Consider the following 19,841-nt stretch of genomic DNA (forward strand, 5'->3'; position numbering starts at 1 on the left):
CCTTGGCACATCCTACAGGTCGGTTGTGCTGGTGGTTGCCTTGCAGACCGGAGCCGGTGCCAACGGTGGAATTGCCAGCCTGACCGAAATTATGCGCTCGCTTGACCGCTATCGCCCAGTTCTCATCACCAACCTCGATTCGGCTTTGACGGAGAAATGGCGGGCCGAAGGAATTGAGGTACACGTCGTTCCAGAACAGGCCAGCCGTGGCATAAGAAAGGCGCCGCTCGCCACTGCGATGACGTACTGGCGGTACTTCCGTGCGGTGCGCCGAATTTTAAACAGCACGGGCGCGCGGATCGTTCACGCAAACGACCCTCTCGCCTTTCAGCTCGCCCTGACGCCGGTACGGGTCGCACGGCGCAGTGTTCGCCTGGCGCTCAATGTCCGCGATACGCTCTCGCCCGATCGACCAGTTCCGCGCAAGCGGTACCGCTGGCTGTTCGCGCAGGCCGATCATACTTTCTTCCTGTCGCAGGACATGCGCTCCCGGTGGGAACAGGCTATCGACCGCCCCATCGCCGCAGCTTCGGCTACCTATTCAATCGTCGATTTCGAGCGGTTCCGCACGACTCCACTGCCTGATGAGGCGCCTGCGTCCGTGCTCGTTTCGGGCGTGATCTGCGTCAAGAAAGGCCAGCTACGGTACCTGGAAAAGGTGGCGCCGCGCCTGGCGCAGGCGAATATTGTGAGTTGGCTAAGCGGCGATTTCGACGATACCAATTCCGATTACGCAAAAGCCTGCGCAGAAGCGGCCCGCCCGCTGGGCGAGCATGTCCGGTTTCTCGGTTATCGCAGCGACATACCCGACCTCATTGCCGGTGCACGAGTCGTGTGCGTCGCGTCGCGTTATGAGGGCCTGATGCGCACAATGATCGAGGCGATGGCCATGGGACGCCCGGTAGTGAGCACCGCCGTCGCGTCGGCGCGCGAGATGCTCGCTGTGGATGGGCGCCCGGCAGGGACGGTCGTTTCGCTCGATTTCGGCGATGACATGGCTGACGCCTTGATCGACTTGTGCAGCGATCTCGGTAAGAATTCTGCCCTAGGCGCGAATGGCGCACTTATCGCGCGTGAACTCTTTGAGCGCCGCAGTGTGGTGGAGGCGTACCAGCAAGTCTACGACGACCTCTGGGGACCTCCGCCCAACCACAAGCGCCGCTCGAAGTCTTCATGACCGCTCCGGTACACGCGATGCCGTCAGGAGGGTTGCGCAAGCGCATCTTGCGTAATCTCTCTGTCCTGGGCGGCGGAAGCGGGGGCGCCGCACTGCTGTCGCTAGGCGCGGTAGCTATCAATTCACGGGCGCTGTCCCTTGTCGACTTCGGCATTTTCGTTCTGCTGCAGACCACCGCGATGCTGGTCGCGGGCCTGTTCACGTTCGCCACTCAACAGCCAGTCATCAAGCTCGGGATGGCGGCGCTAGAGCGTGGTCAGACCGAACGCTTTGAACGTCTTGTCGGAATGGGGCTGCTAGCCGATTTCGCCAGCGCGTTCGCAGCGGCAGCCGTGTCGCTCGGGCTGCTCGTGCTTATGCCTCAATGGCTTCCCCTGCCCCCGCGGTACGAACTCGGAGCGATTGTCGTGGCGTCCTGCCTCCTGCTGCAGGGTTATCGCACCAGCGAGGGCGTATTCCGGGCGCTTAACCGGTTCGACCAGATGAGTCTGATCCAGGTCACGTCTGCGGCATTGCAGTTGGTGGTCGCGGCGATCCTGTGGTCGCAAGATGCGCCCTTCATTTACTACGCCATTCTCGCAGCGGCTTCGATCTCACTGCCTTCGCTGATCCAGCTTATCGGCGCCCTGCTGCTTCTCCGTGGGCGAGGACTGCGTCCGAAGTTTGGGGGGGTCCAGGCGGCTAGAGCGGACCGCAGAGAGTTCGTCGCCTATTGTTGGAGCACGTGGGCAACGGGTTCACTGGATACATTGCGGCAGAATGGAGATGCGCCGCTGGTGGGCCTGCTGATCTCGGTCGAAGCCGCGGGTATTTACAACGTCGCGCGGCAGCTGGCCGGCATTCTCCGCAAAGGCACGCAGGTCTACGCATCCGTCCTTTTCCCTGAACTTGCCGCGTTTGCCTCGCGCCGCGATCTGGAGGGGCCGCGACGGCTGCTCAGAAGAATATTGGTTCTCAGCGCGGTGTTGACGCTCGGCGCGGTTGCCTCGTCCGCAGTCCTCGGCGGCTTGGCTCTGGATGTGCTGTTTGGTTCTCAGTTCCGCCCCGGACACTTGGTCCTCGTGTTGCTGTTCGCGAGTGCCGGTATTCAGCTAGTGAGCGCCACCTACTCGATGTACGTTCAAGCTTTCGACGGTCCGGTGGCGATCTTCCACTCCTATGTGATCGCCACGGTTGCTTACCTCGCGGTTATCCTGCCGGGTTTAGAGTTCGGCGGTCTTGCCGGAGCTGGCCTTGCTCAAATCGTTTTTTTCGCCGTCTTGGCGCTTGGGTGCCGACTGCGCCTGCGCCGTGAGCGTTTCATTGAGGAAAAGAACAGATGAGGATCGAAGAGGCGCGCACACTGGCGCGTTGGATCGGCGAGTTGGAGCTGCCGAAAGGGGTCACTTGCCTCAACGTAGGCTCTTCCACGGGCGATTTTCGCAGACGCGTCCAGCCCCACATCGAGAGCGAGTTGTTCGCTCCGCTCGCGGCTGCAGGTCTCAACGTCGTCCACTGCGATATGAAGCCGGCAGAGGGCGTCGATGAGGTGGGGGATCTGCTCGACCCCGCGTTTCGCACGCGGCTGCTCGCCTACAACGCGCAAGTCCTTATCTGTTCCAATTTGTTGGAGCATCTGACTGATCCGCACTCGTTTGCCGCAGCCTGCGGAGACTTGGTGGCGCCGGGCGGGTACGGGCTGATAACTGTTCCCTACAGCTACCCCTATCACCCCGATCCAATCGATACGATGTTCAGGCCATCGCCTGAAGAGTTGTCACAAATGCTGCCAGGCTGGGAGTTGGAACGGGCGGAGGTTCTTGAAAGCGGGAATCTTCGCGACGACCTGAAGGCGAGCGGCAGGCCCTTCTACACCTTCATGAACCAGGTTCTCCGCGCAGCCATCCCGTTCTACCGGAGGAGCCAGTGGCGGCACATAGCTCACCGACTGCTATGGCTGTTCCGCCCCTATACGGTGACCATGGCGCAGCTTCGCAAGCCTCTGAGTCCCGTAGGCTGACTTGCGCGTGGAGTGTTGCTGGGGACGAATTGGATTAACCTCCACGCCGGCCGCCGGCGGCGGCGTCGGCAAACCGCGCGAACACTTTGGCACGCACGTTATCGATTGAAGCCGCTTCATAACGGACGGAGGCGGCGCGATCGCGCTGAGACGCCTCCGCGATTCGGTCCGGGTCGTTCCCCATTTTCCCGATCAGGTTCGCCAAAGCTGCCGTATCACCGGGAGCATGCAGACGGTCCAGCGGCAGAAGCTCGGGGATACCACCTGCGGTCGAGCCGAGGCATGCACAACCACGTGACATAGCCTCGATTGTCGCGCGCGGGAGCCCCTCCTGGAAGCTAGGCTGGCAATGCACGTCGATACTATCAAGCCACTCCAGCACCGCCTCGCCAGCGGGACGAACCCCATCGAAGTGAATTTGATCGGCGACACCGTGCAATTGCGCCATTTCGCGCCACCTGGCCGGGTCGCCCGGACCGAGCACGCGCCATTCAATCTTCTGACCAGCCTTGCGCAATTGGGCGAGCGCCGTGATCATCGTCTGCAGACCCTTCGACGCGGTGCGCAGCGACGCGAGCGTGCCGAAAACAGGCCGCTTGCCACCGCGGATTGCGTCGAGGCGAGCCTCACGCCCTGCTAGCGTGCTCTCTCCAGCCCTTGTTATGGAGACATCGGAAACTTGCGTGGCAAACGCCGTATCGGATGCGGGGTAGCGACCCTGCAGCCAGCGCTCCGTCACGTAATTTACAAAGGAAGCCTTTGCGATCGCCCGGCGCATTCGCCGCATTGCAAAAGGCGCATAGAGCCGCGACGCGAACGCGCCGTGATTGCCGTATCCATCGAGCGCGCATCCGACCACCTCAAGCAGCAGTGGCTTGCCCGCAGCGGATGCTGCATGCGCCGCCAGCAGGCCGATGTCGCTCGGGAGACGCGCGATTACCGCGTCCGCTGCTGAGATCGAATCTTCGAGCGACCTCATTGTCGTGCCTTTAATAAGGCCGAGACGTTCCGCAACAGAGGGCGACGGGACGAGTTGGAACTGGACATCCCCGGCATCGGACCGAGCCAAGTCACCTCCGGCGTACATTCCCTCGTCACGCGCGAAAACAGTAAGGGTTGAAAAATTCGAGAGATACCTTGGCCAGATTTCCCTTGGAAAAGAGCCTTGCGTAAAGATCGCCCCGTTGTCCCCGCGGGCGAACCGATGATCATGAGCGAAAAGCAATTTCATGAAAGGCCCTTCTACTTGCTGAAGCGCGGTACTGGACGGCAAATCGAGCGGCAAGAGAATGCCTCAATCGCTAGCGGGCGCGCCCGCCTCGCTGCGGTCCACGCACCGGACGGATGCGGACATCGCCGGCCAGGATGCGCGAGTCGGCCCAGATGCCCGCGGCGCCCAAGCTGGAGGGCGGCGAGAGCGCCACCCTGTCGAGATCAGCCCTGAGGATCACCACTGCGTCGTCGAGCCCCGCACCGACGTGGATCCCCGATATACGGGCTTCAGCACCGGTGACATCGATCGATATCCGGCGCATGGTACCTACAGCCGGATTGTCTTTCTCGATTCGTACGATGTGATCGACGGGATAGCCGCTCGGCCCGGCACCATCGTAAGAAAATTGCAGGCTTACATCCTCAATCAGCGAAGGAGCGCCCTGGTCTCGGATCAGGATTTCCGCTGCCGATGTTTGCATGACATCCTGCGCATGGGCCCGTGCGGCGATCGTGATGCCGCTGGCGGTGATGCGCCGCACCTGGGCGCCCCTGCCGGCATTGATGACGATGCCGCGCATGAACATGATGCCCCCCGGATCGGTCAAGCGGATGTTGGTGAGCCAGACATCTTCCACCACGCCGCCGCGCCAGTCGTAGATCAGCGCGCCAGGCTTGATGAAGCAGACCATCTGGCAGCGGTCAGCGATGACATCTTCCACTGTGACCCGGCGTACAATGCCGGCGCCCGGATGCTCGCGGCTTGACCCTACTTCCGATCCGATCGAGACGGCGGCGGAGAAGCCTCGGACGGTGCCGCGTCGGAGAACAATGTTGTCGGTGATCGAGCCGGCCCCCTTGAGCGCGAAAGCATCGTCTCCGCCGATGTCGGGCCGAAGGGTCGAAGCCATGTCGAAGTTTTGAAAGACGTGATTCCGGCCAGCAACGAAGATGCCGTTTGAGCCGCGGACCTTCAGACCGTCAAATTGGCACCCGCGGGACGGCGCACGGAGATAGCCTTGGTAACCGCCCGCCATGGGCTCCTTGATCATTGAAAGATTGATGAAGCGGCAGTCGCTGCCTGCCACGTCGAGCAGATAGCTGTCAGCTTGCGCTCGGGTCTCAAGAAGGGTGAGGTCGCGCACACTGATGTTTGAGGCCTCTTGCGCAACGACGAGGCGCGTGTCGCGCAGAGTGCCGCCAGCTCCGTCGATAACGATATTGCTGCCGCGAACGACGACGATCCCGCCGCGGTACGTGCCTGAAATGCGCAACGTGCCGCCGCCGCGCCGCGCAAGATGATCGAGAGCCGCCTGGATCGCACCAACCGCAGGCAGGTTGCTTCGCGCGCCGAAATCTTCAGGTGTGACGACTAGGCCGCCCTGGGCACGCAGTACGGATGGCAGCATCACAGTCGCCGCTCCCGCCAACGCTGAACGCCTACATATCAAAAGAGCACGGTTCATGGAGGTCCAAGGGCCAATTAACGGTTTACTCCCAATGAACTACAGTTCAGCCATCGGGAGTGAGCGACACCGATTGGACAATCCAGTCATAGCCATCTGCTTCGCGGGGTACAGACACCTCCAAGCGGAGCCAGGCCCATCGACAAGCATTCGGCGCGATCCTGGCAGGCAGCGTCGCAATAGCACCTTTGAACAGGGTGCGGCCGCTGCCGGCGCATGTCAGCGATGTGCTCAGCAGGCTATCAGTGGGCGCCGAACCGCGAGCTACAGTTACTATTAGCTTCAGAGTGCGTGGAGGAATGGCTACCAGCTGTTCAGCGACAACACCACGCGACCCGCCCAGTGCGCTGATCGTCAGCGCCTTCGACTGCGTATCGATTCCGGCCCCGAAATCGGCTGTGGAAAGCAGTCGCCAGTCGAATGGTAAAATATCAGGCTTTCGCGAAAAGTGATCGTTGCGAACGATAGGTCCGCCGTCACCAAGAGCGCGGGTACGCGGAAAAAGTGTGCGCGCAAGCGAGGCTGCGTCCTGATAACGGCCTTGGCCCGCCAGACCCTCGATCAGCATCCGGTCCACCTCGCCAATTTCGTATGGTGCCTGCCGATAGCTTGCCTGGCGCAACGCTGCAGCATTCTGCAGCCCGGCAGGCGACTGAGCGACTTGGCGCCAGAATTCTTCCGCCCAAGGCGGCTGAAGGGAGAGCAGTTCCAGGAACATAGGCTGATACCGTCTATCGCCGGCCAGCGTTGCCATACGCTCAAGCAAGGGTCCATGCGCCGCCGTCTGACGACGTAGAATTTCATCGATGATGCGAAGAGCCGCCTCTTCTTCGCCTACACGACCATAGGCAGCGAGCAGTTCGGTGTTCAGGAGAGACGAGCGCCGGGTCGCAGCATGTCCCGCGCGCAAAATCTTCAGCCCAAGCGCAGGGTCTTCCCTCCCGGCTGCCGCGCCCAACAAGGCGATTGCATTGGCATCGAGTGGTTCTCGGGTCTGGGCCGCCCGTGCGACCTTGGCTACGACCTCTGAGGGCGGGAGAAATGGATCCCGCGTGATCGCTCGTCGCTTCGCCAGTTCGAAAACGGCTAAGGTCGCTCGAGTACCGCCATTGGGCGAGAAGGCGGCGGCCGCATGTTGCGGCGAAAGTCGCTCTCCCGCTTGAGCAAAGGCCGCCAAGCCGCTCGTAACGGCTAAGGCGGCGCTCGCCAGTGCGACGATGACCGTGCGGATCACCTTAGGCAGTCGCGGCCTGATCGCTGTCGCGGCCGTATCCGTAGCCGTAACCGTAGCCATATCCGTATCCCGCAGCATGCGCGTCGAACTTCGTCACAAGTGCCCCAAATACGTTGGCACGCGCGGAGCGAATACGCTCGATCGACTGCTGGATTTGACGCGACCGAGCGCCGGCGATCTCAACCGTGAATACAACTCCCTCTGTGGTCTTTGCCACCAGCGGGACGTCCGCTAGTCCAAGTACGGGAGGCGCATCGACTAGTGTGACGTCGAAACGCTGCCCAGCCAGTTGGATCAGCTGCGCGAGACGCGGCGAAAGCAAAAGCTCACCTGCGTTTGGCGGTTTGGGACCGGCAGCCATGAGGGCCAGATTTGGAATACCGGTATCGGTGAGAAGATCATCATCGAATTCATCGCCCGCCAGATAATTCGAAAGGCCGCGTGCGTTGTCGACCCCCAGGAGCTTATGGCTTGAACTGTTCCGCATGTCCGCGTCGATTAGAAGCACACGTTTTCCCGTACGGGCGAGCGAGCGGGCGAGTGCAATCGTAGAGTTTGATTTGCCTTCGTTGGGGCGCGTGCTGGTGAACAAAATCGATCGCGGTACCCCGTGATCGGTGAGGAAGGATAGGTTCGTCTGCAACGACAGCACGGCCTCAGACACATCCGATTTCGGATCGAGTATAGCGTTGGCCATCAATCCTTCGTCCACTCTGGGAATGACACCGAGAAGCGGAAGACCAAGCTTGCTGGTCACATCGGTCGGCTCCTTCAGCTTCTGGTCGATCTGTTCTAGGGCAATGACCACGAGTAAAGCGATGAACAGGCCGAGGAGCGTACCCAGCAGCAGGTTCAAAAGGAGGTTCGGGCGGGACGGTTTCGTCGGTACGAGCGCGCGATCTACGATCGTAACATTGTTACTCGCCACTCCTGCCACGCCGATCTCCTTATACCGCTGCAAGAGGCCGTCGTAGAGCTGGCGATTAGTATCAACTTCCCGCTGATAGATATTGTACTGGATTGATGCCGACTGCTCTCCGACAAGTTCATTCTTGAGGCCCGCTACCCGCGCGCGGAGAGCCTGCTCGCGTGCCTGTGCGGCATTGTAGGCTTGTCGGTAGTCCGAGCTAATCCGCCCGTTTTCTTCTGCAATCGCGCGATCCAACGACGCCAGCCGCGAACGTACAGCCTGAACCTCGGGATAGCCCGGCTCAAACTTGGCGCTGAGCTGGGCCAACTGGGCACTCGCCTCCGCCTGCGACTGGCGAAGGCCTGAAAGTGTCGTGTTGGTCTGGCGCCCGGGTTGCTGCGCATTGAGCGCGGCCTCTGCCTCAATCCGTGCTTCGATCGCGGTGCTGAGCGCACGGTTAAGCGCCTCGAGGTCTACCGATGTGATGGTTCGATTGGCTTGGGTCATGCCTTCGGCGTTCTGATCCTGGCCAAGTGCGACAATGCCTTTGTCGGCCGCGTAGTTCACTAGTTCCCGCTCGGATTGTTCCATCCGGCTGCGCAGTTCAGCGAGACGGTTTTGCAGGAATTCGCGCGCGTCCTGAGTTGAATCGAACCGCCGATCGAGAGTGGAGGCAATGAACTCGTCAATCCAGGCGTTGGCTACATTCGCACTCAGCGTGGGGTCCGGACTTTCGAACTGCACATCGATCAAGCTTGATCCGCGTATCGGAGCGATGGTGACATGCTTGAGCAGGATATCGGCCGCAGGGCGGACTTGCGCGCGGCGGTCTTGTGCACCCAAAGGACTTTCGCTTGCTGGCGACTGAACTCCGAATGTCGCTAAAAACCCTTCGTCATTGGCAAGGTTCAGCTTGCGCACGACCCTCTCGGCGAGCGATCGGGCTCGCAGAAGCGCATATTGGGTCTGGTAGAATTCCTCGTCCGTTCCGGAATCGATCTTGCTCACCTCCTGGACGTTTGTCACCCGCTCCGCTTCGCGGTCGATCTGGATGCGGGCGACAGCCTGGAAGTAGGGAGTCGCCAGCAGGCTCAACACCAGCGCGACTGCAACCGCCGCCGCCACAATGCCCGCAATCAGCCAGCGTCGCCGTTGCATCACGTGCAAGTATGCAATCAGCGGCGGAATACCCCCCGCGCTGGTGTTTGCGTCGCTGGAGTAGATCGCGTCGGACACGTCCATAGTAATCGCGTTCATCTGCAAGTACCGGCCTAGTTGTTGTTCTGCAACAGCAGGATGATCGGAGTCGTTAGAAGGGGAGCAACCTGCAGGAGATCGCGGAACAGGCGCCGCTGCTCGCTATCACCGACCATAATGACGTCGGAAGGATAGATTTCTGGATCGGCGTAGTTCCCGCGGCGTATTGCGCGAAGATTATAGATGCCGATGTACGTCTGGTCCCCTACCTGACGTCGGATAAGAACATCGTCGAGTTTGGCGAGTTCGCTCGGCCCGCCCGCTACCGCGACTGCCCGTTGCAAGGTCATGGTGCCGCTTACCGGATACATCCCGGGTTTGACAACCTGACCATCGACGGTGATCGTCTGGTTGAGAGACTCTTCGAGGTTGAGAGTGACCTGCGGATTTTTGACGTACTCGCCCCGCAAACGCTCTGCAATGGTGGCTGACACCTCCGCCGGCGTCCGTCCTGCGACATCTACCTGCCCGATCAGAGGAAACGAAAGCCGGCCCGAACCATCAACCTGAGCTGTGCGCTGGAGCTCGGGCACGCCGAACACATCGATCGCCACCTTGTCGCCCGGTCCTAGATAGAAGTCGCGCGTCGGACGGGTGTAATCGGCTGAAGTGGGAGAAGGAAGATCTCCGACTGCTTGGACCACGGACGCTAGTCCAATCGGCTTCGGACTTGTCGCACAGCCGGCGAGAGCAAGCGCCAAAAGCATCCCGCAAACGCTCGCGCCCTTGGACAAGGACCTATCAGACATACAAGACTCCCGAGCCACGACGCTCATATTGAAGGTGAGAAATCGGTGATTACGCATTCACGAGCGCCGCGAACGCGCTTTCCGCGGTGTAAGCAGAGCCCCGTCGCCTAGCCCAAGCAACCACAAGATGGCGAGGACCTGAACGAGCGGGACCCGCAGCGGATAATCTATAATCGAGCCGAGGGCAAAGACGAGAATGGGAAACAAAAGCCCTGCGCGCATCGCGATACGATTCGAACCATCGGACACAACGCGCTTTGCCGCTCGCCAAACGGCCACGAGCAGGATCAGGAGGAAGGCCGCGCCGGCGATGCCGTACTCTAGCATCAGCTCGAGCCAGTCATTGTGCGCATGGTTCAGATAATACGGGCCCAGATCTGCCAAAGGTTCAACAATCTGGTAGGCGGGCACGAATGAACCTGCGCCCAAGCCAACCGTCCAGACGTCACCCAGCATCTTGAGGAGAACCGGCAACGCACTCAGCCGAAGTTCCTGACGATCTGCATCGCGGGCAATCGACGAAAACCCAACGCCCCCGTCTGACACGGAGCTCACTGCCGCGAATACGCCCGCCATCGCGAGTGCCGCGACGACCAGCACGATGCTCCGGCGTGAGCCGGAGAGCGCAGACCAGCGGTTCCTGCGGGACCCTGTGGTGACCTGCGAACGAGATTGAGAATCTACACCGCGGCCGCTGTAGATCAGCGCCGCGACGGCTCCGGCCAGAACCGAGAGGGCAGTACCAGCGCGCGATCCGCCGAGAAGCGCGACAAACAGGAAGCCGAAAATTGCGATCGCGCCGAACCACATCGCTGCGGAGCTTTCGCGCCGGACTGCTAGGACGGCGGTCACCGGAATTGCGGAGGCTAACAGCATCGCCTGATGGTTCGCGTTCGCCAGCAGGCCGACCGGCAGGCCGGAAGTGGTGACAGCGTACAAGTAAAGTACCCCTTCCGCATCACCCAGCATCTGCGCCAGTCCCAGCGCCGCACTCGCTATCGCCGCGCCTATCCACAAGAGAAGCACGGTTGGCCGGTCCCTGTTGTCCAGCGCTCCATAGAGAAGAATCGCGGTAGCCGGTACCGTTAGCGAAAACAGCGCGTTCCATGCCCCGGCAGGCGACAGCGCGAGGGGCCGCCATGCGCTGGGCTGGCCCAGCGCGGCGTCGATGGCGACAACGACCTCCCGCATCGGGAGCGAGTGCCACATGGCCGGCGGCAGGGGCACGAGGTGGAGTCCAATCACGGCGGCACAAAGGCCGACGATCGCTAGTGGCACAGCAATGCAGCGCAAGTGCCCGGACGGCGCGGCGAGAATTGCGTAGCCGGCGAAAATCGCCGCTAGCGGCCGTAGCACCACCAGCGACAGGACATCCGCGCGAGACGCGCCTCCGGTCAGCGCCACGATCACGACAAAGGCCACCAAGGCGTTGCGCCGTGCAGAGGGAGAAAACCGGCGTGGGCGACCGTTCGCAGGAGGTGAGCCCATCAACCGTTCTCCACGAGGTGATCGTCAGTCGCGACTGGGGGGTCAGCGGCTGAGCAGTTGGGGGAGTCTGAAGGATCATAGCCCGAGACCAGTTCACTTAGCAGATAGCGGACCTGCCGATCATTCGCAGTCTCAAGGGCGCGCTCGACCTTGGCGAGCATCTCGGCAAGCTGGTTGAGGCCCAAATGCGATTCATGGGCGCAGAAGATGCGCGGGTGATCGGTCGCCGTCGCTTCGGCGTTGATCAGCAGTTCTTCATACAGCTTCTCGCCGGGGCGCAAGCCGATCTGAACTATCTCGATATCGCCGTGGGGGTTCTCCTTGTCGCGGACCGAGAGACCCGACATCTGAATCATTGAACGGGCAAGGTCTACAATGCGGACCGGCTCGCCCATGTCTAGAAGATAAACCTCGCCGCCGCGCGCCATCGCACCGGCCTGAATGACCAGTTCCGCCGCTTCGAGGATCGTCATAAAGTAGCGTGTGACTTCGGAATGAGTCAGCGTCACCGGACCGCCTGCCTCGATTTGCTTGCGGAACTGCGGCACAACCGATCCGGACGATCCAAGCACGTTGCCAAACCGTACCATGGAGAAGATCGGACCAGGCCCTTCCCGCGACGCATAAGCTTGCAGAATAAGCTCGCATACCCGCTTCGAGGCCCCCATCACATTCGTTGGACGCACCGCCTTGTCGGTACTGACCAGCACAAAGCGCTCGACTTTCCAGTCCACTGCCGCCCGCACGCTTGCGAGCGTGCCCATAACGTTGTTCCTTACCCCGGAGATCGGGTTGGCTTCCACCATCGGTACATGCTTGTAGGCGGCCGCATGGAAGACCGTGTGGGGATGGTACCTGCCGAAAATCCGGTGAACGGCCGCCGTCTCCACCAGCGTGCCCAGCTCGGTCACGACCACTGTGCCGATTCCCTCGGCTTGCACTATGGAGCGCAACTCCATTTCGATCTCGAACAGAGCAGCCTCCGTCATATCGAACAGTATGAGTTGCGCCGGCCGGCGACGAGCAATCTGGCGGCATATTTCGCTGCCGATCGAGCCCCCCGCACCCGTTACCAGTACTGTCTTGCCGGCTATGATGCTGTCCATCAACGCCGGATCCGGCATGACCTGATCTCGCGAAAGCAGGTCGGCGATATCGATTTCCCGCAGGTCACTTACGGAGACATCACCCGAAACCAGCTCATGGATATCGGGCAGGGTCTGGACGTGCACCCCGAGCGCCTGCAGCTTCTCGACGATCGCAGCACGTTCGCTGCGCAAGGATTTGTCGAGCGCCAGGAGCACTAGATCGATGTCCAGTTCCTCCAGCAAATCGGCCAAGTTCCCCGCCACGACGATCGGCGTTCCCTCTAACCGCTGCCCGGCGAGCGTCTCCTCGTTGCTAGCAAAAGCGATCAGGCGATAACTCGGCTGGTGCTGGAGCGAGGATGCCAACTGCCGCGCCCTTGTCCCGGCGCCGTAGATGAGAACTCGCTGGGGCGGGTCCCCGGTCTGGAGCATCTCGACCAAGATGAAACGAGCCACAATGCGGCTGATCGCTACGAAGATAAAGAAGACCGCGGGAAAGAGCACGCTGACCGTACGAGGTACGCCGGCTACGCCGTTAAAGCCGAACGCCAGCACTAAGATCGCGCCGATAATCACGCAACACTGCGCGATCTGTGCTAGTCCCTTCGGGCCGTGAAAGCGGAATACATTGTTGTAAACGCCGCGGTAGATGAACACGCCAATTGTGGTGAGGAGGGCTGCCGCCGTGAAAAGCAGAAAAGGGCGGGTGAATACACTCAGCACCCCCAGTCGGATTGCGAAGGATATCCAAGCGGCCAGCAGGCAATTGCACCCGTCTGTAAGGCCCGCGAGCAGCCGCTTAGTACCTCGATTGGATTGCAACAGGCGCGTAACTTTAGGGCTTAGCCAGCCTGTGACCGTCTGGCCCGCAGAATTGTTCATGCTAACCCCGGTGCATGTCGTGCATGCGTCTTCGAGCCGTCACGCGTAACGACGGCAACGTTTACCGCAGTTGTTTGTCCCGTGACACCATTTTGCATCATGGGCTCCCCGACAGACCGACGTGGGTAAACATCGCCTTGTTCACTGCTTTCACAGCGTATCTTTCGCGGCAACGCTGGAAGGCTGCTTCTCCCATTTGTCGGCGGCCTTCCGTATCTCGCGCCATTCGCCGCATCGCGTCTGCCAGCGACCGTGTATCTTGCGGCGCAACAAGCAAGCCGCTGACTTCATGTTCGATCGTTTGACGGCAGCCCGGAACGTCGGTGGTGATGACCGGTCGTCCGGTTGCCATAGCCTCAAGCACCGTGCGCGGCGTCCCTTCCCGATAAGATGGCAAGACGTAGACGCTGCAGTTCGCCAACGCCGGGCGAACATCGTCCTGCGGTCCAATGAAATCCAGTCCAGCAGCGGTCCATCGCTCGACTTCGTCGCGTCCGATCGCGTCAGGACCGTCGTCGAAATACCCGGCGAGCGTAAAGCGGGCCGGGGAACCTTCTGCCTTCATCTCCCGTGCGGCTGCAGCATATTCGCGTACGCCCTTGTTGCCGAGCAAACGAGCGATCATCAGGAAGCGCGGATCGGAAGGCAGTTCGGCGCGTCCGAACTCCTGCATGTCCACACCCGACCCATTGACCAGGCGCGCCTTTCCACCGTCGGACAACGCTCCTGCACGAATGAAATCGTCCCGATCATCCGGATTCTGGAATATAACCGTCCGATTCGCGGCGGTCGCTCGCCGCCACAGCGTGATCGAAATAGCGCGCACAATGCGTTGTTTGAGGCCGCCACCGGGAATGAATGCGTACCCAAGGCCGGTCACGAGTGAGACTGATTCAACGCCCTCGGCGTGAGCTGCGAGAGAACCCCAAATGCAAGGCTTGATGGTGTAGCTTAAAATGAGATCGATGCCGTAGCGGCGGATGATCCGGCGGACCGATCTGTAATATGCCACGTCCGCTACTGGATTGAGGCCGGTGCGGGACAGCGCGACCGAAACAGGCGTCACTCCGATAGCAGTCAGCTTTTCGGCAATTGGCCCGAGTATGTCCGGCGCTGCCGCGTAGACCCGGTTTCCTTCTCCAACCATCCGCTCCAAGAGCGCGCCCCGGAATGCGATCAACGAAGGTGCGTACGAGGCATTGACGAGGATTGTGCGAGCCACCATTTGCGGACCCCGTAGTCGTGCGGTCACGGCAGTGCAACCGAGAGTGATAACCTTCACTTTGCCTAGCGTACATGCCAGCATCATTGCGCCTGCGCACGTGCCAGCATCATTGCTAAAGAACACGATTGAGGTCGCCTATGCTCGGAACGACTGTCGCACCTTGGCCCGTCTTTGACGAAGAGGAGATAGCAGCAGTTGCCGCCGTGATGCGATCGGGGCGCGTCAACTACTGGACCGGCGAGAAAACCCGCACCTTCGAACGCGAATTCGCTGAATTCGCAGACTGTTCCCATGCGGTCGCGGTCGCGAATGGCACCTTGGCCTTGGACCTTGCGCTGAAGGGTCTCGGCATCGGCCCTGGCGACGAAGTGGTTGTCACTCCGCGTACCTTCATTGCCTCAGTCTCATGCGTCGTGAACGCCGGTGCCACACCGGTATTCGCTGATGTGGACACCGAAAGCGGCAACATCGCGCCACATACCATTGAGCGCGTTCTTTCGTCTAAGACCCGCTGCATCATTCCAGTTCACCTTGCTGGATGGCCTTGTGACATGACGGGCATCATGAAACTGGCCAGCAGCTTCGGGATCAGCGTGATCGAAGACTGTGCACAGGCACACGGCGCGCGCATCGAGGGGAAGTCAGTGGGCAGCTTCGGCGCCGTCGGGGCGTGGTCGTTCTGCCAAGATAAAATAATGAGCACGGGTGGCGAGGGCGGCATGGTTACTTGTGATGACGAGACCTTGTGGCGCCACATGTGGTCTTTCAAGGATCACGGCAAGGACTGGAACGCAGTCTACAACCGGCATCATTCGGCTGGTTTTCGCTGGCTGCACGAAAGTTTTGGCACGAACTGGCGCATGCTGGAGTTCCAGGCTGTAATAGGCCGTATCCAGTTGGAGCGCATGAACGGGTGGCAAGCTCGACGTGCTGCGATAGCGGCCCGCTACACGGAGATTCTCGCTCCCTTCGCCGACGCCGTGCGTGTGCCCCTGCCACCAGCGAATATGCAACATGCCTGGTACCGGTTCTATGCCTATGTTCGCCCTGAAAACCTTAAGTCTGGATGGGACCGAGACCGCATCATAGCCGAGGCGACGCGGCGCGGGGTTCCGTTGTTTCAAGGATCATGTTCGGAAGTATATCGCGAGAAGGCGTTCGAGCGGGCGGGCTGGGCACCGGCTCAACGCCTTCCCGGCGCTGCGCAACTTGGCGACACGAGCCTGATGCTGCTTACTCATCCGACGCTGACGGAAGAAGACGTGGCGCGCATCTGCGAGGTGTTAGCTCAGGTGCTTCAGATGGCGCGCTCCTAGCGGCTTTGAATCAGAGTGGCGGGGTTGCCAATGACTACAGCGCCAGCGGGTACATCTTTGACCACTACCGCACCCATTCCGACGGTCGCCCCCGCACCAATCGTGATCCCCTGCCGAATCATGGCTCCAGATCCGATATAAGCGTTATCGCCAATGGTGACGCCGCCGTTGCAGCGCACGCCCGGTCCGAATGTCACAAAGTCACCGATGCGGCAGTCGTGCTCAACGTACGAGTAGAGATTGCAGTGGAAATGAGAGCCAATGCGGATGTTGCTGGTCAGCACGGTTCCGGGCGAAAAGAGACAACCGGCGCCCCATTTTACGTCGTCCATGACAATCATGTCGGGTGCCAGAATGCATTCAAAGTGGATCCCTGCTTCAGCACACCGGCGCGCAATTGCCGATCGGAGGGGCGGATTGGCAACGGCGAGAGCGATCCGCGCCACAGGCTCTTCCACGAAGCGTTTGAAATCCACTACCGGTTGCCCGTTGCACTCGGCAGTGGCTGGAACGTCTTCCACGAAGACCAGTCGCTCGCCCGGAAATTGGAACCGCGCCAGCGGCATTATTCCCCGCGCACATCCGCCTGTGCCGAAAATGCCAACCAGGCCCATCACTTCAAGTCACTGCCGGTGAATTTGGGCATAGTGGCTTCCCCTGGCGCATTTATCCCTTCACGCCGGAATACAGTGCGAAGGGTCAGCCAAAGGATGCGCATGTCGAGGGCGAGCGAATTATGGTCTACGTACCACAGGTCCGCGTCGAACTTTTCTTCCCAAGTCAACGCGTTGCGACCGATCACTTGCGCCCAGCCAGTTATGCCGGGTCGCACGTGGTGCCGGCGCGCCTGAGCGGGAGAGTAATGCGGCAGATATTCCATCAGCAGGGGGCGCGGCCCGACGAGGCTCATTTCACCACGCAGGACGTTCCACAGTTCAGGTAGTTCATCCAAGCTTGTCGAGCGCAGGAGGCGGCCCAGGTCCGTCAGTCGAGCCTCGTCCGGTAGCAAGGCACCTGTTTCATCGCGTTCGTCAGCCATGGTGCGGAACTTGAACATTGTGAAGGGTTGGCCGCCAAGCCCGGGCCTAATTTGCCGAAAAATCACCGGGGAGCCGATCTTCCATCGAACAAGTACGGCGACGACGGCGAGCAAGGGCGCGCCTAGCAAGAGCAGGACAGCGGAACCGAGCAGATCGAAAATGCGCTTATACATCGGCCAGTGCATACGGATATTGTGAGCTATTCGCCAGCTGTTGCGGCACAGGAGCGCCCAGCCTATGGGCTCCAAGATTCCACCGCCGAGGCGGTAATTTATCTCGAGAGCATCAATATGTCGACCTACGACAATTCCCCTGTCGTTACCGTGATTGGCTTGGGTTATGTCGGCCTTCCGCTGGCGGTGGCGCTGGCCAAACACTTTCCGACCCACGGCTTCGACGTAAACCCACTCCGCGTTGATGAACTACGCGGCAAGCACGACCGGACCGGCGAGATAGGTCCAGAGCGGCTTGGAGCAAGTACTCTGAAGCTCGGTGATGATCCCGCAGGATGTCCGCCTAGCGATTTCTACATCATCACTGTTCCAACGCCGATCGATCAGGAGAACAATCCTGATCTGTCGATCATCGAGGCTGCTTCCCGCACCGTGGGCAGAATGCTCAAGTCGGCACGGGCAGCTGGCCGGGTGCCGATCGTGGTTTATGAAAGCACTGTCTACCCGGGCGTCACCGAGGACATCTGCGGGCCGATCCTTGAGCATGCCTCTGGCCTCGCGTGCGGCTCGGACTTCTTTCTGGGGTATAGCCCCGAGCGCATCAACCCTGGCGACCGCGAACACACCATAGACAAAATTACCAAGGTCGTGGCCGGGCAAACAGCCGAAGTGCTTGATCGCATTGCTGCCCTGTATGAAGCGCTCACCAGCGGTGGAGTATATCGCGCAGCCTCAATTAAAGCGGCTGAGGCGGCTAAGGTGATCGAGAACGCGCAACGAGACATCAACATCGCGTTCATGAACGAGATTTCTCAGATCTTCAGTCATATGGACTTATCGATTTGGGACGTGCTGAAAGCCGCCAATACTAAGTGGAATTTCCTACCGTTCAGCCCTGGCTTGGTGGGCGGCCACTGCATCGGGGTAGACCCCTATTATCTATCTCATCGCGCCAAAGAACTGGGGCACAACCCGCGCGTCATCTTGGCAGGGCGCAGCATCAACGACGGTATGGCGGAATGGGTGGCTAAATCGCTTCACCAGTTCCGGGGCGAGCGCGGCTCAAGCGTTTTGATGCTCGGTCTTACCTTCAAAGAAGACGTGCCAGACCTGCGCAATTCGAAGGTGGCTGACCTCATCTCGGCACTTGAAGCGCGCGGGCATCAGATTACCGTACACGATCCGCAGGCAGACCCGGAAGAGGCGCTGGACGAATACGGAATCAAGATCTCTCCCGCCGCGCTCTCCGGAACTTATGACATGGTAGTCCTGGCCGTACCACACCGCGAATACCGTACACTCGGCGCTGCTGCACTCCGCGAGAGCCTTGCGCCAGGGGGTACGCTGGCGGACCTTAAGGGTGTGCTCGGCGCCGATGCAGATTGGACGCTTTGATGCGTAAGGTGCTTGTAACCGGCTCAGCCGGTTTCATAGGCTTTCACCTGTCGCAGCTTCTGCTGGAAGAGGGTTTCGCCGTCGTCGGGTTTGACGGGATGACCGACTACTACGACGTCCGCTTAAAAGAACGTCGTCACCAGATGCTTTTGCAGAACCAGCACTTCTCTGCACATGTCGGAATGCTGGAGGACCTCGACTCCTTGCGCAGCTTGGCGTTGGCCGAACGGCCGAACGTCATTGTGCACCTCGCTGCTCAGGCGGGTGTGCGGTACAGCCTTGAGAACCCACGGGCGTACATAGAAGCCAACATTGTCGGTACTTTCAACGTAATGGAGTGTGCGCGGGAGCTTGCCATCGAGCATCTGCTGATGGCCTCCACCAGTTCCGTCTACGGAGCCAACGAGGTGATGCCATTCGATGAGCTGGAGCGGGTTGAAACCCAAATGACGCTGTATGCTGCGACCAAGAAAGCAAACGAGTCCATGGGCCATAGCTATGCGCACTTGTGGAACCTGCCGACGACCATGTTCCGCTTCTTCACCGTGTATGGCCCGTGGGGCCGGCCTGATATGGCCCTCTTCAAATTCACAGAGGGGATTCTAACGGGCAACGAGATCGACATCTATAATAACGGCGAGATGTACCGCGATTTCACTTACGTGACAGACTTGGTGCGCGCGATCCGACTGTTAATCGACGTGCCACCGGTTCGACCCACTTGTGCCGATGAGATCGTCGAAGGCGACAGCTTATCTCCCGTAGCACCCTATCGGATCGTCAATATCGGTAATGGCGACAAAGTTAAGTTGCTGGATTACGTGGAAGCCATCGAACGCGAGTGCGGACGGGAAGCTGTACGCAACTACTTGCCGATGCAGAAGGGCGATGTACCCGCTACGTGGGCCAACACAGATTTGCTGAACCGAATTACAGGTTATAAACCTCATACCGGATATCGCGAAGGTATTCGTCAGTTTGTGGCTTGGTACCGCGACTACTACGGCCGTTAGATGCTGTAATTTGCAGGGAGCATTGATGGCATGAAGATTGCTTTAGTTGGCTCGGGATATGTCGGTTTGGTCTCGGGAGCCTGCTTCGCCGACTTCGGGCACGAGGTGGTCTGCATCGACAAGGATGCCGCCAAGATCGAGCGGCTCGAGGACGGTATCATGCCGATCTACGAACCCGGTCTCGACGCGCTGGTTGAAGCCAACGTGAAGGCGGGGC

At 60.2% G+C, this 19,841-nt stretch carries 16 protein-coding genes and 1 pseudogene; 7 read left to right on the forward strand and 10 right to left on the reverse strand.

Annotated elements, in window-relative coordinates; genetic code table 11:
• Window positions 1-25: 25 nt before the first annotated feature.
• Genes E0504_RS06120 through E0504_RS06130 form a run of 3 tightly spaced genes read left to right on the forward strand, consistent with a single transcriptional unit; the run spans window position 26 to window position 3,176 of the window.
• Window positions 26-1,177, forward strand: a complete 1,152-nt coding sequence (locus E0504_RS06120) for a glycosyltransferase family 4 protein (protein WP_207912210.1) — start codon at window positions 26-28, stop codon at window positions 1,175-1,177.
• Window positions 1,174-2,499 (forward strand): lipopolysaccharide biosynthesis protein, encoded by a 1,326-nt coding sequence (locus E0504_RS06125; protein ID WP_131622351.1) that lies wholly within the window; start codon window positions 1,174-1,176, stop codon window positions 2,497-2,499. Before E0504_RS06120 ends, E0504_RS06125 begins: the two co-directional genes overlap by 4 nt.
• Window positions 2,496-3,176: a bifunctional 2-polyprenyl-6-hydroxyphenol methylase/3-demethylubiquinol 3-O-methyltransferase UbiG gene (locus E0504_RS06130; RefSeq protein WP_131622353.1), complete on the forward strand. Its 681-nt coding sequence runs from the start codon at window positions 2,496-2,498 to the stop codon at window positions 3,174-3,176. The genes E0504_RS06125 and E0504_RS06130 overlap by 4 nt, the downstream gene beginning before the upstream one ends.
• Before the next feature lie 34 nt (window positions 3,177-3,210).
• Here the strand turns inward: E0504_RS06130 and E0504_RS06135 are convergent, their stop codons facing one another.
• From E0504_RS06135 to E0504_RS06170, 8 genes are all read right to left on the reverse strand, one after another.
• On the reverse strand, window positions 3,211-4,407 hold the full coding sequence (locus tag E0504_RS06135) for a glycosyltransferase family 4 protein (protein ID WP_131622355.1): 1,197 nt from the start codon (window positions 4,405-4,407) through the stop codon (window positions 3,211-3,213).
• Between the two features lie 70 nt (window positions 4,408-4,477).
• The gene (locus tag E0504_RS06140; protein WP_131622357.1) at window positions 4,478-5,800 is read right to left on the reverse strand and encodes a hypothetical protein; all 1,323 of its coding nucleotides are present in this window, start codon (window positions 5,798-5,800) and stop codon (window positions 4,478-4,480) included.
• Between the two features lie 100 nt (window positions 5,801-5,900).
• Window positions 5,901-7,088, reverse strand: a complete 1,188-nt coding sequence (locus E0504_RS06145; RefSeq protein ID WP_131622359.1) for a hypothetical protein — start codon at window positions 7,086-7,088, stop codon at window positions 5,901-5,903.
• Window position 7,089: 1 nt separating this feature from the next.
• Complete coding sequence (locus tag E0504_RS06150; RefSeq protein WP_165938413.1) at window positions 7,090-9,240, reverse strand: polysaccharide biosynthesis tyrosine autokinase; 2,151 nt, start codon at window positions 9,238-9,240, stop codon at window positions 7,090-7,092.
• A gap of 29 nt (window positions 9,241-9,269) precedes the next feature.
• Window positions 9,270-9,962 (reverse strand): polysaccharide biosynthesis/export family protein, encoded by a 693-nt coding sequence (locus E0504_RS06155; protein WP_131622363.1) that lies wholly within the window; start codon window positions 9,960-9,962, stop codon window positions 9,270-9,272.
• Window positions 9,963-10,061: 99 nt separating this feature from the next.
• The gene (locus E0504_RS06160; RefSeq protein WP_165938414.1) at window positions 10,062-11,426 is read right to left on the reverse strand and encodes an O-antigen ligase; all 1,365 of its coding nucleotides are present in this window, start codon (window positions 11,424-11,426) and stop codon (window positions 10,062-10,064) included.
• 65 nt (window positions 11,427-11,491) lie between these two features.
• Window positions 11,492-13,462 carry a nucleoside-diphosphate sugar epimerase/dehydratase gene (locus E0504_RS06165; protein WP_131622367.1) on the reverse strand — a complete coding sequence of 657 codons (1,971 nt, stop codon included), beginning with the start codon at window positions 13,460-13,462 and terminating at the stop codon, window positions 11,492-11,494.
• A gap of 97 nt (window positions 13,463-13,559) precedes the next feature.
• Entirely contained in the window at window positions 13,560-14,687 is a 1,128-nt protein-coding gene (locus E0504_RS06170) for a glycosyltransferase family 4 protein (RefSeq protein WP_131622369.1), read from the reverse strand.
• A 137-nt stretch (window positions 14,688-14,824) separates the two neighbouring features.
• On the opposite strand from E0504_RS06170, the gene E0504_RS06175 reads away from it, so the two are divergent.
• Window positions 14,825-16,003, forward strand: coding sequence for a DegT/DnrJ/EryC1/StrS aminotransferase family protein (locus tag E0504_RS06175; RefSeq protein ID WP_131622370.1), 1,179 nt, complete (start codon window positions 14,825-14,827; stop codon window positions 16,001-16,003).
• Here the strand turns inward: E0504_RS06175 and E0504_RS06180 are convergent.
• Together E0504_RS06180 and E0504_RS06185 are read right to left on the reverse strand one after the other, a co-directional pair.
• Window positions 16,000-16,617: an acetyltransferase gene (locus E0504_RS06180; RefSeq protein ID WP_131622391.1), complete on the reverse strand. Its 618-nt coding sequence runs from the start codon at window positions 16,615-16,617 to the stop codon at window positions 16,000-16,002. The two genes, E0504_RS06175 and E0504_RS06180, sit on opposite strands and share 4 nt — an antisense overlap.
• Window positions 16,617-17,216, reverse strand: a complete 600-nt coding sequence (locus E0504_RS06185) for a sugar transferase (protein ID WP_131622372.1) — start codon at window positions 17,214-17,216, stop codon at window positions 16,617-16,619. The genes E0504_RS06180 and E0504_RS06185 overlap by 1 nt, the downstream gene beginning before the upstream one ends.
• A gap of 117 nt (window positions 17,217-17,333) precedes the next feature.
• On the opposite strand from E0504_RS06185, the gene E0504_RS06190 reads away from it, so the two are divergent.
• From E0504_RS06190 to E0504_RS06200, 3 genes and pseudogenes are all read left to right on the forward strand, one after another.
• Entirely contained in the window at window positions 17,334-18,611 is a 1,278-nt protein-coding gene (locus tag E0504_RS06190; protein ID WP_131622393.1) for a nucleotide sugar dehydrogenase, read from the forward strand.
• Window positions 18,611-19,624, forward strand: coding sequence for an NAD-dependent epimerase/dehydratase family protein (locus E0504_RS06195; RefSeq protein ID WP_131622374.1), 1,014 nt, complete (start codon window positions 18,611-18,613; stop codon window positions 19,622-19,624). The genes E0504_RS06190 and E0504_RS06195 overlap by 1 nt, the downstream gene beginning before the upstream one ends.
• A gap of 30 nt (window positions 19,625-19,654) precedes the next feature.
• Window positions 19,655-19,841, forward strand: a pseudogene (locus E0504_RS06200) (UDP-glucose 6-dehydrogenase); the annotation flags it as partial.

This window comes from Parafrankia sp. BMG5.11, from assembly GCF_004337455.1.

Bases quoted from the DNA above. Each gene is read 5' to 3' on its own strand.
- E0504_RS06175 (WP_131622370.1), top strand. From the start codon at position 14,825: ATGCTCGGAACGACTGTCGCACCTTGGCCCGTCTTTGACGAAGAGGAG.
- E0504_RS06190 (WP_131622393.1), top strand. From the start codon at position 17,334: ATGTCGACCTACGACAATTCCCCTGTCGTTACCGTGATTGGCTTGGGT.
- E0504_RS06150 (WP_165938413.1), bottom strand. From the start codon at position 9,240: ATGGACGTGTCCGACGCGATCTACTCCAGCGACGCAAACACCAGCGCG.
- E0504_RS06130 (WP_131622353.1), top strand. From the start codon at position 2,496: ATGAGGATCGAAGAGGCGCGCACACTGGCGCGTTGGATCGGCGAGTTG.
- E0504_RS06155 (WP_131622363.1), bottom strand. From the start codon at position 9,962: ATGCTTTTGGCGCTTGCTCTCGCCGGCTGTGCGACAAGTCCGAAGCCG.
- E0504_RS06185 (WP_131622372.1), bottom strand. From the start codon at position 17,216: ATGTATAAGCGCATTTTCGATCTGCTCGGTTCCGCTGTCCTGCTCTTG.
- E0504_RS06125 (WP_131622351.1), top strand. From the start codon at position 1,174: ATGACCGCTCCGGTACACGCGATGCCGTCAGGAGGGTTGCGCAAGCGC.
- E0504_RS06170 (WP_131622369.1), bottom strand. From the start codon at position 14,687: ATGGTGGCTCGCACAATCCTCGTCAATGCCTCGTACGCACCTTCGTTG.
- E0504_RS06195 (WP_131622374.1), top strand. From the start codon at position 18,611: ATGCGTAAGGTGCTTGTAACCGGCTCAGCCGGTTTCATAGGCTTTCAC.
- E0504_RS06165 (WP_131622367.1), bottom strand. From the start codon at position 13,462: ATGAACAATTCTGCGGGCCAGACGGTCACAGGCTGGCTAAGCCCTAAA.
- E0504_RS06180 (WP_131622391.1), bottom strand. From the start codon at position 16,617: ATGGGCCTGGTTGGCATTTTCGGCACAGGCGGATGTGCGCGGGGAATA.
- E0504_RS06135 (WP_131622355.1), bottom strand. From the start codon at position 4,407: ATGAAATTGCTTTTCGCTCATGATCATCGGTTCGCCCGCGGGGACAAC.